The sequence below is a fragment of the Rosettibacter primus genome, from assembly GCF_036860675.1.
Lineage (GTDB): Bacteria > Bacteroidota > Ignavibacteria > Ignavibacteriales > Melioribacteraceae > Rosettibacter > Rosettibacter primus.
The window spans coordinates 306251-321982 of the sequence record NZ_JAYKGK010000001.1 but is presented as its reverse complement, the minus strand read 5'-3'; the positions used below and the strand labels follow the sequence as shown (position 1 = coordinate 321982).

Here is a 15732-nt window from a genome sequence, read left to right as displayed (position 1 = left end):
AAAGTATTTATACTTGTTCTTTAAAGATACCGGTCAGTAAAATATAATAAAGTCATTCTGAGTCCGCCATTAGGCGGACGAAGAATCTAAAATAACAATATCCTAATCTGCGTAAATCTCTGCGAAATCAGCAAGAAAAAATTTTTACGCAGATACAGCAGATGTTAGCAGTGAAATTTGGAAGAAAATTGTTAATATATCAATTGAAGAATCTTCAAATAAAAATGTATTATTAAATGAGAAATTTATGTTACGTAAAAATTACCTTATTCAAATTTTTATTCTGATATCATTTTTAATTAACAGTAAATCTTTATCCCAGACCTTAGCTTTCCCCGGTGCAGAAGGTTATGGAAGATTTACTACTGGTGGTCGTGGTGGTGCTGTGTATGAAGTTACCACTCTTGAAGATAATAATAATCCCGGCAGTCTTAGATATGCAATAAATCAAAAAGGTCCAAGAACTATTGTATTTAGAGTATCCGGCACAATAAGATTAAAATCGAATTTATCAATTAAAAATGGTGATTTAACAATTGCAGGTCAAACAGCACCAGGTGATGGAATTTGTATTGCTGATTATCCTGTAATTCTTAGCGCAAACAATGTTATTATTAGATTCTTAAGATTTAGATTGGGAGATATTTATAAACTTGAGAGTGATGCAATTTCTGGTACAGGTAAAGATTCGGCTTCAATAAGAGTACCTTATAAAAATATTATTATTGACCACTGCTCAATGTCCTGGAGTATTGATGAAACAGCAAGCTTTTATGACAATCAAAATTTTACGATGCAATGGTGCATAATTTCTGAATCATTATATAATTCTTACCATAGTAAAGGTGCTCATGGTTATGGTGGAATTTGGGGCGGAATGGGTGCAACTTTTCATCATAACTTATTGGCGCATCATTCTAGTCGAAATCCAAGATTTAACGGTAGCCGATATCATAAACAGCCTGCCAAAGAAATTGTAGACTTTGTTAATAACGTTATTTATAACTGGGGTGGAAACAGTGTTTATGGTGGCGAAGAAGGAAATCAAAATGTGAGGTTAAATTATTATAAACCAGGACCAGCGACCAATTCAGGTGTTGTAAAAAGAATTTTGAATCCTACTCAGGATAGCGGAACGAACACAGGTTATGGGAAATTTTATGTAGCAGACAATTTTGTTTTTGGTTATCCAGATGCAACAGCAGATAATTGGGGCATTGGTGTTCAGGGTGTTTCAAATACAATAAAGCAGCAAATTAAAGTTGATACTCCATTCCCAATTGCTGATGTTACTACTCAATCACCTGAAGAAGCTTATGAGCTAGTTCTAAAATATGCTGGTGCAATATTACCTAAAAGAGATTCTGTTGATTTGCGAATAATTGAAGAAGTAAGAACTGGAACAGCAAAATATGGAAAAACTTTTGGCGGTGGCGGAAAAGGTATCATTGATTCTCAAAATGAAGTAGGCGGCTGGCCCGTTCTTAATACTTATAATGTCCCAATTGATTCTGACCACGATGGAATGCCAGATGATTGGGAAATTTCTCATCAATTAAATCCCAATGACCCTAATGACAGAAATATTGTTAATTCTGAAGGCTATACAAACCTTGAAGTTTACTTAAACAGCTTGGTCGATGTAATTACTGATGTAAAAAAAAATGAAATATCATTACCAGAAAATTTTGAATTACAACAAAATTATCCAAATCCATTTAATCCTGTTACAAGTATTGAATTCTTAATTCCAGCAAATGGATTTGTGAAATTAGAAGTTTATGATTTATTGGGAAGAAAAATTTCTACTTTAATTAATGAACAAAAAAATGCTGGTATTCATGTAATAAAATTTGATGGCTCAAACTTAAGTTCTGGCGTTTACATTTATTCTCTTTTTTATAATGGAAAAGTTTATTCAAGGAAAATGTTATTAACAAAATAATTTTTTATGATGAATAAAAAATTAATTCTAATAGTGCTTTTAATCCTGGGATTTTCAGAGAATCATTTTTATTACAATTCTGAGTTGCGACCAGCCTGTATAGATAGGAGTGATGAAGAATCTAATAATTGGATTCGTGTCAGAAATTTTTCTGTACATAATGAAATTCATCTTGATGATTGCATATCTAATAGCTCATCAAAAGATCAAATTGAAAAACTCAAAAAGAAAGGTGCTGTTTGGATTCCAGACAATGGAGATGGTACTTACAGCAATCCAATTATATTTGCAGATTATTCTGACCCGGATGTGATTCGTGTTGGAGACGATTTTTATATGACATCATCAAGTTTTTCTCACTTTCCTGGATTACCAATTCTTCATTCAAAAGATTTAGTTAATTGGGAAATTATTTCTCATGCAGCTATTCAGTACCCAATCAAAGAATTTAATAAACCACAGCATGGTAATGGAATTTGGGCGCCAAGCATTAGATTTCATAAAGGGGAATTTTACATTTACTATGGTGACCCTGATTATGGAATTTTTATGACTAAATCAAAAAATCCAGAAGGTCCGTGGACTCCATTAAAATTAATTAAGAAAGCAAAAGGCTGGATTGATCCATGTCCACTATGGGATGATGATGGAAATGCTTACCTTGTTCATGCATGGGCAAGAAGCCGTGCCGGAATTAAACATCGGTTGACTGTAAATAAAATGTCCCCCGATGGAGAAAAAATTTTAGACGAAGGTGTTTTAGTCTTCTGTGATTCAATTAAACATCCTACTATGGAAGGTCCAAAATTTTATAAACGAAATGGATATTATTACATCTTTGCACCAGCAGGTGGAGTAAAAACTGGTTGGCAGGTAGTTTTAAGATCAAAAAATATTTATGGTCCTTATGAAGATAAAATTGTTCTCGAACAGGGTTCAACAAAAATTAATGGACCTCATCAAGGTGGCTGGGTTGAAACACAAACAGGTGAATCCTGGTTTGTTCATTTTCAGGATAGAGGTGCTTATGGCAGAATTGTTCACCTTCAACCAATTAAATGGGAAAATGATTGGCCTCTAATGGGAATTGATTATGATGGCAATGGAATTGGCGAACCTGTATCAAAATTTAAAAAGCCTGATGTAGGAAAAATTTTCCCGATTTGTGTTCCTCAAACAAGTGATGAATTTGATTCATTAAAATTGGGACTGCAATGGCAATGGCAGGCAAATTTTGATTCTTCGTGGATTTCTCTTTCCAAAAGAAAAGGATGGCTGAGATTTTATAGTCAAATAGATTCAACAAAGAACCTGTGGAATGTTCCTCAACTATTGATGCAAAAATTCCCAGCAGAAAAATTTAGAGTTACAACAAAACTTGAATTCAATTTAGTACAAATTGGTGAAAAAGCTGGACTTGTAATTTTTGGTTTAGATTATTCATACATAGGAATAGAAAAAATTAAAAATGGGTTTAAGATTTATCAAGCTGTTAATATTAATGCTGAAAAAAATAATGAGGAAATAATTGACTCAAAAAATATAAAACAAAATAAAATTTATTTAAGAGTTGATGTCGGTGAAAATGCAAGATGCATTTTTTACTATAGCTTTGATGGAAAACATTTCATTAAATTAGGCAAGGAATTTAATGCAAGGGAAGGTAAATGGGTCGGTGCTAAAGTGGGAATATTTTCTTTAGCTCCATATAATTCTGATAAAACTGGTTATGCAGATTTTGATTGGTTTCGTTTTGAATCAATTAAAAAATGATAATATTTAATAACCATAAATGGGGTGATTTATGAAAAACAAATTTATTTTAATGGTTAGGTTGATTTCAATTGCTGCTTTATTGATGTTTATTAATATGCCTTGGGATAATTATGCCCAAACAAAAAGTAGAATTATTGGGACAGTAAGAGATGCACAAACAAATGAACCATTATTTGGTGCTAATGTAATTGTGAAAGGAACTTATCTTGGTGCAGCTACTGATGATAATGGTAAATTTTTTATTGTTAATGTACCCGTAGGAACTTACGATATTCAAGTATCGATGATTGGATATACATCCCAGATTTTAACTGGAGTAATTGTTTCAGCAGATAGAGTAACAAATCTTGAAATTGCACTTCAACCAACAGTAATTCAAGGACAGGAAGTTGTTGTTACTGCAAAAAGAGATGAACTTCATAAAGAAGTATCAAATACACAAATGGTTGTTTCATCTGGACAGTTACAAGATGCGTCTGGTGTGCGTGAAATAAATGCGTTTCTTTCTAAATTACCGGGAGTTTCAACTGAAAATGGTTTTCTAACAATTCGTGGTGGAAGTGCAGACCAGACTGGTTCATTAGTTAACGGATTGTCATATGTTAATGCTGCTGTAGGAAATGCAGAAACTTCAATACCTCTTAGTGCAATTGACCAGGTTTCTCTTTTATCAGGTGGTTATAATGCTGAGTATGGAAATTTCAGGTCTGGTTTAATTAATATTACAACCAAAAGTGGTTCAAAAGATGGTTATCATGGAAGTTTTTCATTTTCAAGAGATAATTCACATATGAGAAGATTTGGTGCATCTTTTTATGACCCGCGTAATGATGCTTTACGTTCTTACTTAGATGCTTCTGTAGCATTTATAGGAACTGATGCTGCTTGGGCAAATAATCCTTACATGAAAGAACAGAATCCAAAGTTTACAGGATGGATTAATCAAGCATCAATTTATAATAAAGGCAAAGCTCCAGAAAAACAGGTTACTCCATTTGATTTATATTTATTTGCTGTATGGATGCATATGTCAGAACCTGATTATGAAGGACTTGCAAATTTATCTCCTGAACTAAAACAACAAATTGGTTATTACGAACTTTCTGAAGAACAAAAAAGATTATTTAAAAATCACAGAATGAAAGAAGATGGTTCTGATTGGAATTTTGATGGTGGTTTTGGCGGTCCAATTCCTTTCATTGGAAAATATTTAGGAGATGCTACTTTTTATATTTCTAATAATTCAAGCGAAAGACATTATGTAATGCCGCTTACATTAAGAAGTCAAAAATCATACACAACATTTGCTACAATTAAATCTCAGCCGGTTCAAAGTTTGAGTGTTACTTATAATGCTTTATGGAAAAGACAAATTGGCCTAAGCCCAATTCGTCCACCATGGGGCGATGCTCCAAATGCCGGCAATGCAGGTGGTTTCATGCCTCTTGATAATATTCGTTATGTTTATAATAATCCTGAATACTGGTATGACCCGCCATTCTACCCAATCTTAAATCAAACAATTTTGATGAATGGTGTTACTATTAATAAAATAATTAGCAATAAAACTTACTGGGAATTAACTGTAGGTTATTTGCATATAAAAAATCATACTCCTACTGGTGATAATAGAGATACAACTTTTATTACTAACTTTGGACCAATTTATGTAGATGAATCTCCTTATGGCAAGTGGCAATTTGCTACAACACATAAAGTATATAATCCAAATACAAAAGATTATTTTACTTTCCCGAGCTATGATGCCCCGCCAGGTATGGCAAGAAGATTTCGCGGAAAGGAAGGAGATTTATATGACAACACAAAAATTAACCAGCTTCAGGTTAAATTTGATTTAGCTTCACAGATTGATGAACATAATTTTATTAAAGGCGGCTTCGAATATAATTACATCGATATTAATCATAACTTCTGGGAAAAATGGAATAACAATGCTTATAACACTTACGAATTTAATTACCATCGATGGCCAAGTCAGGCAGCAGCTTATATTCAAGACCAGATTAGTTTTGAAGGTTTGATTGCTAATTTAGGAGTAAGATTTGATTATTATAATGGCGGCGGTGGTCTTTGGCCAACAGGTGATCCATTTGCTGAAGAAGTATTTCGTCCTCAGAAAGTTGATACAAGTCTCTATCGCTATCTTGAAAAAGGCGGTTCATACATCTGGGATACTTGGCTAAAATATAATGAAACTCATCCCGGATTTTTGCAACCAGTAAAAAATTTCTTTACCATAAGTCCTCGTATTGGTGTTTCTTTCCCTGTAACAGTGAATTCTAAATTTTATTTCAATTATGGACATTTCCGTTCGAATCCTCCTTATTACACAATGTATCTTTTCCGTTATCGTTACGACAAAAACGGATTGTATGATATGTCCAATCCAAACTTAGAACCACCAAGAACAATTTCTTATGAATTAGGTGTAGCTTATAATTTCCTTGATAATTATTTATTGCAACTTTCTGGATATTATAAGGATATTACTGGACAAGCTGGAGAAGTTAATTATCAAACATCGAGTGGAACATTAAATTATACAGGTCGTGCAAACAATGAATATCAAGATATACAGGGTTTTGAAGTTACATTATCAAAAAATGATAATTCATGGATTAATTTCTGGATAAACTTTAATTACATGCTCAGTAAAACTGGTTTAACAGGAAAACAAATTATTTCTGATGTAACAATTAATAATGACAGAGAGGGATTATATCAAGGACAGGAATCGAGAGCTTTACCTAGACCAAGATTAAATGCAAATATTACATTCCGTTCACCAAGAGATTTTGGTCCCTCAATTTTAGGTCATAAAATTTTAGGCGGCTGGAGTATGACTATATTTGGTGAATGGAGAGCGGGAGATTATTTCACTTATAATCCGCTTAGTAAACTTCATATTAGCAATAATATGAAATGGCCCGATTATTACATGGTTGATTTAAAACTAACTAAGTCATTTGATATCTATGGATTAAAATCTACATTTTATGTTGATATAAGTAATGTGCTGAATTTAAAAGTTAGTCTACTGAATAGAAGATATGCATTCCAGGATAACAACGACTTCAACAAATATTTAGCATCATTGCATCTTCCTATGTATGATTCACCAGAATTTGATCAATTACGTCAATCTCAACCCGGATATTATATTCCAGGGAATGATAAAGTTGGCGATTTACGTTCCGATGAAAAACCTTATATAAACGATCCTAATTATTCATTCTGGCTTTATGGGCAGCCACGCGATATCTGGGTTGGCTTTAGAATTGATTTTTAATTTTGAAAATAAAAGGAGATATATAAATGAAATTAGAAAAAATATTTTTGAAAATTTTCGCTGTTGTTTTTGTTTTTTCACTAATTCAAATTCAAGCTCAGCAGGCTGAGGAAACAAAAACTGCAATGATGAAAGTCGGAAGAGTATGGATTGGCGTTACTGCAAATGCTGATAAAGGTAATTTTGATTACCGTGCCGGGTTCTTTCCAAATGATTATAACATTGTTGGTTTTAGAGGTCAATATCGTGAACTTAATACTGGTTCGGGTTTTCAAATCGGAACAACTTCGTACTGGCCTAATCCTTACTCTGGAACTATTGATACTCTTCCAATTTATGGTCCTACAACTCAATGGACACAGATTGGTAAAGTAACTAAACCAATGACAAATTATATTCGTTACAAGTATCCCAAACAAGTTACAAATTTCCAATCAGTTGATTTACAGGATTTTGGAGAATACAATCCTTCAAAATTTACTGGTGGAACTTATGATCAGATTATTGAAGTAGGTAATGAATATATTTATGGAATAGAAATGACTCGTAAAATTATGGCATGGAGTCAAAATTATAATGATAATTACATAATATTTGATGTAACATTTGAGAATAAATCCAATTTTACTTTTGATTCTGTTTATATAAAAATGGAAGGTAACGGTGCTAATAGTTATTACTCAATTGGCATAAATCCTTCTGTTCCATCTAATGAAGTTCCAATGCTTACTCGTGTGTGGAATCATTATTATGGAGGAAGAGTAGGTGATACTGCTCGTGTTTATTATCAATATAGTGCTGATGACCCTGATAAACCTGGTGATGATATGGGAGCTCCAGTAACATCTCAAGATGGCAGATTGTTGTTTAGTAATATTTATTTTTATACAATTCTTCATGCTTCAGAACAACCTTTTAGCAATTCTGCAGAAGACAAAGATGATTTCTTGCAACCGAAAGTAACTTATGCTGCAACTGCAACTTATATTCCATACACGGCAGAAAATGACCAGTATGGCAACAAAAACTTTTGGGCTTTAGCTGGTGGATTTTCTGATTATTTCCCAATGAGTGGAAATGTTCATCCAGGAACTCATCATGGTGGAAACTCTGATGAATTAGGTACGAGTGATTATTCAAATTATCCTGGAGGAACAAAACAAGGTCCTAATCCATTGATGGTAAGTGTATTTGGTCCTTACAGAAATTTTGCACCTGGTAAAAAAATTAGAATTGTTTATGCATCTGGAATTGCAGGTTTATCACTTGAAAAAGCAATAGAAGTTGGAAGAAAATGGTTGAAAGGAACTCTCGAAAATCCACCTAATATGCCTGACCCTGAGAAAGGCTGGCTGCCAAAAGAATTTGCATTTCCTCCGGATGCAAAAGAAATTGATAAAAGGAAAGACAGATGGATTAGTTCTGGAATTGATTCTGTTATGTTAACAGCTTACAGAGCTAAATGGAATTTTAAAACTGGTTATAAAATTCCTCAAGCTCCGCCTCCACCATCTGAATTAACAATTACTGGTTATGGTGATGGTGTTGAAATTAAATGGAAATGTCCAGATGCAGAAGCAATGCCAAATTTTGCCGGCTATAGAATTATGAGAAGAGTATCAAATCAAGATACAGTTTTTTATGAAACAATTTATGATTCCGATGCTTCTGATAAAGCAGTTGAACATGTTTATAAAGATAAATCAATTTTATTCGGTGCACAGTATTATTACTATGTTCAATCAAAAGCAAGAATTGCAAGCAATGACCCTAATGCTGACCCAACTACAAGAGGAAAAATTATGTATAGTTCTCGTGTTCTTGTGCCAAATATTTACTGGATTAATCCACCACGACTTGCTTATGATGATATGACAAAAATTAGAATTGTTCCTAATCCATATAACATCAATGACCCATTGTTAAAAACATATGGATTTACAGACCAGCGTGGAATTATCTTTTTCAATTTACCACCTGAATGCAAAATAAAAATTTATACTGAACATGGGGATTTGATTCAAACAATAATTCACGATAATCCTGCTAAATCTGGTTCCGAAACCTGGGATATGTTAACTTCAAGCCAACAGGTAATCAGCAGTGGTGTTTACATTGCAGTGTTTGAAAAACCTAATGGTGAAATTTCTTATCAGAAATTTATTGTAGTCAGATAATTAAATGGGAGAGTTAGAATAATGAAAACAAATAAATTTTATTTGACTTTGTTTATGATTTTAGTTCTTGGAATTAATTTACAGGCACAAGTTGGTTTGAATAAATTAGCACAGAGCACGATGAACTTTTTGTTAGTCAGTGTCTCCCCAAAAGCAAGTGCAATGGGCGAAGCTTTCTACGCTGTTGGAAATTCTTCTGAAGCAATTTTTTATAATCCTGCTGGAATTGCCAATACAAGCAATGCATTCGATATTAGTCTTAATTATACTCAATGGATTGCTGATATAAAATATTTAGCTGGAACAGCTACTTATAATTTAGAAAATTACGGCACATTAGGTTTTCATATTCTTACAGTTGATTATGGTGAAATTATTGGAACAAGTTTGATTGACCCATCTCAACAGGCTTTATATCCTGATGGTTATATAGATAATGGGAAACTTAGTAATGTTGGTGCTTATTCAGTTGGATTAAGTTATGCAAAAAGAATTAGCACTCAATTTTCTATTGGTGGAAATGCGAGGATAGTCGGCCAAAACTTAGGTGAAAATTATTTTATTAACGGAACATCAAAAAAGAATAACGCAACCAAGCTTGTCTTTGATGCAGGAGTTTTATATAACACAGGTTATAAAGATTTTAGATTTGGTATGGCAATTAGAAATTTTTCTTCGAATATTAAACGCGAAGAAATTGATGAACAACTCCCTTTAGTATTTACACTTGGAACAGCAATTGACCTCTGGAAATTTGTTGACGAGAAAAATTCAAACCAGCAATTAACTCTTGCTTTAGATTTTGCTCATTTTAATAATTATTCTGAACGTGTCAACTTAGGACTCGAATATAAATTTATGAACATGATTTCATTAAGAGCTGGTTATCAAACAAATCGAGATATTGCTTCGTGGTCTGCTGGTATTGGTTTAAATACAGAAATTGCCGGTAATCTTGTTGAAATTAATTATTCATATTCTCATATAAAAGTATTTGATAATGTTAATAGAATTTCTTTGAACTTTGCTTTATAAAAAAAAGGATAATAATTATGAAGAAACTAAAAAATTTAATGTTGTTTTTCCTGATTCTTGGGATGATTACAAATATTTATCCCAAAGGGAAATTCAGCAAAGATTTATGGTCAATTAAATTTGCCGAATCATTTTTAGTTCGTCATCCCGGTAATGTTACTTATGATTCTTTTATGACAAGTAAAAAATGGAATTATGAACAGGGTTTAATGCTCGAAACATTAAGAAGAATGTTTTATTACACTGGAGAAAAAAAATATTTTGATTTCATTAAAGGAAATTTAGACCAGTATATTGATGATAATGGCAATATTAATACTTACAAGCTTTCTGAATATAATATTGATAACATTAAACCAGCAGGAGCTGTTCTTTTTGTTTATCAAGTAACTGGCGAAGAAAAATACAAAACTGCAGTTGATACATTACATAAGCAATTAGTTGGAATGCCAAGAACAGAAAGCGGAGGATTCTGGCATAAGAAAATTTATCCATATCAAATGTGGTTAGATGGAATTTATATGGGTCAACCTTTTTATGCTGAGTATGCTAAAGTATTTAATCGTCCACAGGATTTTGATGATATAACAAAACAAATAATTTTGATTTATGAAAAAACTCTTGATGAAAAAACAGGTTTACTTTATCATGCCTGGGACGAAAGTAAACAACAAAAATGGGCCGACCCTGTTACAGGTCGTTCACCTCATTTTTGGGGACGTGCAATTGGCTGGTATGTTATGGCTCTGGTTGATGTCCTAGATTTTCTTCCAGTTGAACATCCTAACAGACAACAATTAATTTCTATTCTTAACAATGTTTGTAATGCATTATTAAAAGTAAGAGATACTAAATCAAAAGTATGGTATCAAGTTTTAGATCAAGGAAATCGTGAAGGAAATTATCTCGAAGCATCTGCTACATTAATGTATATCTATGCTTTTGCAAAAGGTTACAACAACGGTTATCTGCCTGAAAAATTTATTGAAGAAGCAAAACTATCTTTCAAGGGAGCATTAAAAGAATTTGTTAAACTTGATAAAGATGGTTATTACAATTTATATGGAACTTGCAGAGGGGCTGGACTTGGCGGCAATCCTTATCGTGATGGTTCTTATGAATATTATGTAAGTGAAAAACCCAGAACAAATGATTTTAAAGGTTATGGCCCTTTAATCTTATCTGCAATGGAAATTGAAAAAGCAGAAGCTCTTTCTAAAAAGAAATTTAGTATTATCCTCGATAATTTTTTTAATAATGAATTCAGAACTAACAAACAAGGAACAAAAGAGAGATATCATTACATATGGGAAGATACAACAAATTCTGGATTTTATGTTTTAGGAAAATTATTTGAAAAATATGGTGCAAAAATTTCTGAATTAAAGGAAGCTCCTAAATTTAAAAAGTTACAAAAAGCTGATGTATATATAATTGTTGATCCCGATACTCCAGCAGAAACAGAAAAACCAAATTATATCGATGAAAAAAGCATAAATGAAATTGAAAGATTTGTAAAAAAAGGCGGAATACTTTTACTATTTGCTAATGATAAAGGCAATTGTGAGTTCGAACATTTTAACAAATTAGCAAATAAGTTTGGATTTAGTTTCAACGAAGTTAGTTTGAATAGAGTAGAAGGGGATAAATATGATATGGGTGCGTTTGTTAATTTGCCATTCAATCCAATATTTGCTGGTGTTGATAAGATTTACATGAAAGAAATATCCACAATAAAATTTAATGAACTCCCTTATATTTTGCTGAAAGAAGAGAATGAACCTGTAGTTATATTTAAGAAATATGGGGATGGATTTGTTATTGCAATTGGTGACCCATGGCTTTACAATGAATACATTGATAATCGGAGATTACCAAAAGATTTTCAGAATCTAAGAGCTGCAGAAAATTTAGTTAAATGGATTTTGCAATTAGCTAACTTGAAATAAGTAACTTTGAAAGATGAACTTAATAAAAAAATACAGGGGAAGGAAAGAAATTCTCTTCCCCTTTTTTATAATAACATTTGAAAGGGAATAAAAATGAAAAGAACAACTTTAATTACATTGTTCATTCTTTGCATAAGTTTATTTTCTGCACAGGCAGCAATGTCAAAGCAGTATGATATTAAAAAAGAGATTAAGAAATATTACAGAGGACTGGAATTTCAAATGCCGGAATTAAATGTTCCAAGTTTCCCAGATAGAGAATTTTATATTACAGATTTTGGGGCAAAAGGGGATGGATTGACAATCAACACAGAAGCATTTGCAAAAGCTATTGATGCTTGTTCAAAAAGTGGCGGCGGTAAAGTTATAGTTCCAGCAGGCTTATGGCTTACAGGTCCAATTTCATTAAAGAGTAATGTTAATTTACACTTATTGCAAGGTGCACACATTCAATTCACAAAAAATTTTGATGACTACCCACTCGTAGAAACAACTTATGAAGGTACCCAGCAGTATAGATGCACTTCGCCAATTAGCGGATTTAATTTAGAAAATATTGCAATTACTGGCTATGGAATCATTGATGGTGGAGGAGAAGCATGGCGGCCAGTAAAAAAATATAAATTAACTGCAAACCAATGGAAAGAATTAGTTGCTTCAGGTGGTGTGGTTGATAAATCCGGAAATACCTGGTGGCCAACTGAACAGGCTATGAATGGTGAAAAAATTATATCTGAATTATTAAAATCAAAAAAACAATTAACAAAGGAAGATTATGAAAAAGTAAGAGATTTTTTAAGACCTGTAATGGTTAATCTTGTAAAATGTAAAAATATTTTGCTCGACGGAGTTACATTTCAAAATTCTCCTGCATGGAATTTACATCCTTTAATGAGTGAAAACATTATTGTTAGAAATGTTACAGTTAGAAATCCCTGGTATTCTCAAAATGGAGATGGTATTGATGTAGAATCATGCAAAAATGTGATAATATACAATTCAAAATTTGATGTAGGTGATGATGCAATTTGTATGAAATCCGGCAGAGATGAGTTTGGAAGAAAAAGAGGAATTCCAACTGAAAATATAATTATTGCAGATTGTATTGTATATCATGGTCACGGCGGATTTACAATAGGAAGTGAAATGTCAGGTGGAGTAAAAAATATTAAAGTAATGAATTGCAATTTTATTGGAACTGATGTGGGACTAAGATTCAAAAGCACACGTGGTAGAGGTGGAGTAGTTGAAAACATTTTTATCGAAAATATTTATATGAAAGATATTCCTACTCAAGCTGTAAGTTTTAACATGTATTATGGTGGTGCAGCACCTACAGAAGATATCCCACTAGAAGAAAAATCAAAACAAGCTGTTGCATTTGAAGTTAATGAAGGTACCCCAATTTTCAGAAATATATTCTTAAAGAATATTTATTGCATTGGAGCTGAAGATGCTGTAGTTCTTCAAGGTTTACCCGAAATGCCAATTAAAAATATTGTCTTGAATAATGTCTTTATGACTTCTAAAAAAGGAATTTCAATGTTTGATGCTGAAGAAATTATTATTAAAGACACCAAAATTATTTCTAACGAACCTGTTATTAAAATAAGCCAGAGTAAAAATGTAACAATTGAAAATTTTGATTCACCAAGTTTGAATAATGTCTTATTACAATTGCAAGGAGATAAAACAGCTGCGATTTATTTAAAAGGGATTAATGCAAGTGAAATAATGAATAAAACAAAATTTGCTGATGATGTTAAAAAAGATGTTTTAATTGTGAAATAATTTAATTAATTCTTCGTGATAAAATCTTAAGATAAAATATTTTTATGAAAAAATATTTCTCTTTTTTGTTAAAATTTATTTTCGCTGTTATTATTAATACTATTATTACTGTAAATTTATTTGCAAAAACAGAATATGATATAAAAAATCAAATTAGAGATGTAATTAAAAAAGCTGCAGAATATTTTGATAAAAATCTTTCTGTAAATGGTGGCTATGTTTGGGTCTACAAAAAGGATTTATCTCGTCGATGGGGTGAAATGGAAGCTTATCCATCTATGGTTTGGGTACAAGGACCTGGAACTGTTGAAATGGGACATCTTTTTCTTGATGCTTATGAAATAACTCAAGATGAATATTATTACAACTTAGCAAAGAAATCTGCCTTCGCATTAATTCAAGGTCAATTGAAATGCGGTGGCTGGAATTATATGATTGATTTTGCTGGAGAGAAATCATTGAGAAAATGGTATTCAACTATTGGGGCTAATGCATGGAGATTAGAAGAATTTCAACATTATTATGGCAATGCTACTTTTGATGATGATGTAACTGCTGGAGCTTCAAAATTCTTATTGAGATTTTATTTATTGAAGAAAGATAGACAAGTTGAAAAAGCTCTGAATAAAGCAATTAAATTTATATTGAGAAGTCAGTATCCCAATGGAGCTTGGCCTCAGCGTTTTCCACTCAATAATGTAAATTGTCAAAAAAATTATACTTGTTATTATACTTTCAATGATAATGTCATATGGAATAACATAAAATTCTTGATTTTGTGTTATGAAACATTAGACTACAAAAATTTGATTGAACCAATTAAGAAAGGGATGAATTTTTATCTTCTTTCACAATATAAAAATCCACAAGCTGGCTGGGCTCAACAATATAATTTTAATTTAGAACCTGCTTCAGCAAGAACTTATGAACCTGCTTCTCTTGACCCACAATACACAGCAAGACATATTGAAATACTGATTAAATTTTATGAAATGACTGGTGATAAAAAATTTATTGAAAGAATTCCTGACGCATTGAATTGGATTGAATCTACTATTCTTGAAAGGAGAGATTCATTAGTAATAATTCCTAAATTTGTTGAAATTGGTTCTAATAAACCATTGTATATCCACCGTAAAGGAACAAATGTAAAATCTGGAAAATATTTTTATGATTATAATAATGAAAATACACCAATACACTATCCCTGTAAAAGAATAATTAATATAAAAGATTTGTACAGACAATTTAATGCAGCAAAAGAACTAAATCTTATCAGTAATAATGATTTGAAATTTCCTTTCGATATTAAAATGTTCAATAATAATGAGGTTTATAAAATTATTAATGATTACCTGAGATTACCAAGTGAAAAAATCTTTAATAATTTTAATAGCGATATCAAGATCGAAAAAGTTAATGAAATAATTTCTCAACTTGATGATAGAAATAGATGGTTGACTAAAAATGTATTTATTTCTAATCCGTATATTAAAGGAGAAATTACAGGAGATGAAAATTCTGAAATGTACAGCAAAACATATGCTGGTGATAAATTTGATACATCTCCATTCCCAAACGATACCGATGAAAAATTTATTTCAACAAGATTGTTTATAGAGAATGTATCATATTTATTGAGATATCTTAAAACTGTTAATTAAATTTCACTTAGAATCATGCAGATGTTCACAGAGATAAAATTAATCAGCATAAATCAGTGCAAATCTGCGAAATCTGCGAGAGAAA

8 protein-coding genes are annotated in these 15732 nt (G+C 31.8%); all 8 read left to right on the top strand.

The annotated features are described in order from the left end of the window. The first annotated feature begins 247 nt into the window (after nucleotides 1-247). The 8 genes from VJY32_RS01405 (at nucleotide 248) to VJY32_RS01370 (ending at nucleotide 15647) form a co-directional block, all read left to right on the top strand. Nucleotides 248-1945, top strand: coding sequence for a T9SS type A sorting domain-containing protein (locus VJY32_RS01405; RefSeq protein ID WP_353676088.1), 1698 nt, complete (start codon nucleotides 248-250; stop codon nucleotides 1943-1945). 6 nt (nucleotides 1946-1951) lie between these two features. After that, entirely contained in the window at nucleotides 1952-3718 is a 1767-nt protein-coding gene (locus tag VJY32_RS01400; protein ID WP_353676087.1) for a glycoside hydrolase family 43 protein, read from the top strand. Between the two features lie 31 nt (nucleotides 3719-3749). Further along, nucleotides 3750-7031, top strand: coding sequence for a TonB-dependent receptor (locus VJY32_RS01395; protein ID WP_353676086.1), 3282 nt, complete (start codon nucleotides 3750-3752; stop codon nucleotides 7029-7031). A gap of 26 nt (nucleotides 7032-7057) precedes the next feature. Then, nucleotides 7058-9208 carry a hypothetical protein gene (locus VJY32_RS01390; protein WP_353676085.1) on the top strand — a complete coding sequence of 717 codons (2151 nt, stop codon included), beginning with the start codon at nucleotides 7058-7060 and terminating at the stop codon, nucleotides 9206-9208. Nucleotides 9209-9229: 21 nt separating this feature from the next. Beyond that, entirely contained in the window at nucleotides 9230-10243 is a 1014-nt protein-coding gene (locus tag VJY32_RS01385) for a PorV/PorQ family protein (RefSeq protein WP_353676084.1), read from the top strand. 17 nt (nucleotides 10244-10260) lie between these two features. Next, nucleotides 10261-12192, top strand: coding sequence for a glycoside hydrolase family 88 protein (locus tag VJY32_RS01380; RefSeq protein WP_353676083.1), 1932 nt, complete (start codon nucleotides 10261-10263; stop codon nucleotides 12190-12192). A 93-nt stretch (nucleotides 12193-12285) separates the two neighbouring features. Then, nucleotides 12286-13983, top strand: a complete 1698-nt coding sequence (locus VJY32_RS01375; RefSeq protein ID WP_353676082.1) for a glycoside hydrolase family 28 protein — start codon at nucleotides 12286-12288, stop codon at nucleotides 13981-13983. 44 nt (nucleotides 13984-14027) lie between these two features. Beyond that, nucleotides 14028-15647, top strand: a complete 1620-nt coding sequence (locus VJY32_RS01370) for a pectate lyase (RefSeq protein WP_353676081.1) — start codon at nucleotides 14028-14030, stop codon at nucleotides 15645-15647. Nucleotides 15648-15732 lie beyond the last annotated feature (85 nt).

Bases quoted from the DNA above. Each gene is read 5' to 3' on its own strand.
- VJY32_RS01405 (WP_353676088.1), top strand. From the start codon at position 248: ATGTTACGTAAAAATTACCTTATTCAAATTTTTATTCTGATATCATTT.
- VJY32_RS01400 (WP_353676087.1), top strand. From the start codon at position 1,952: ATGATGAATAAAAAATTAATTCTAATAGTGCTTTTAATCCTGGGATTT.
- VJY32_RS01395 (WP_353676086.1), top strand. From the start codon at position 3,750: ATGAAAAACAAATTTATTTTAATGGTTAGGTTGATTTCAATTGCTGCT.
- VJY32_RS01390 (WP_353676085.1), top strand. From the start codon at position 7,058: ATGAAATTAGAAAAAATATTTTTGAAAATTTTCGCTGTTGTTTTTGTT.
- VJY32_RS01385 (WP_353676084.1), top strand. From the start codon at position 9,230: ATGAAAACAAATAAATTTTATTTGACTTTGTTTATGATTTTAGTTCTT.
- VJY32_RS01380 (WP_353676083.1), top strand. From the start codon at position 10,261: ATGAAGAAACTAAAAAATTTAATGTTGTTTTTCCTGATTCTTGGGATG.
- VJY32_RS01375 (WP_353676082.1), top strand. From the start codon at position 12,286: ATGAAAAGAACAACTTTAATTACATTGTTCATTCTTTGCATAAGTTTA.
- VJY32_RS01370 (WP_353676081.1), top strand. From the start codon at position 14,028: ATGAAAAAATATTTCTCTTTTTTGTTAAAATTTATTTTCGCTGTTATT.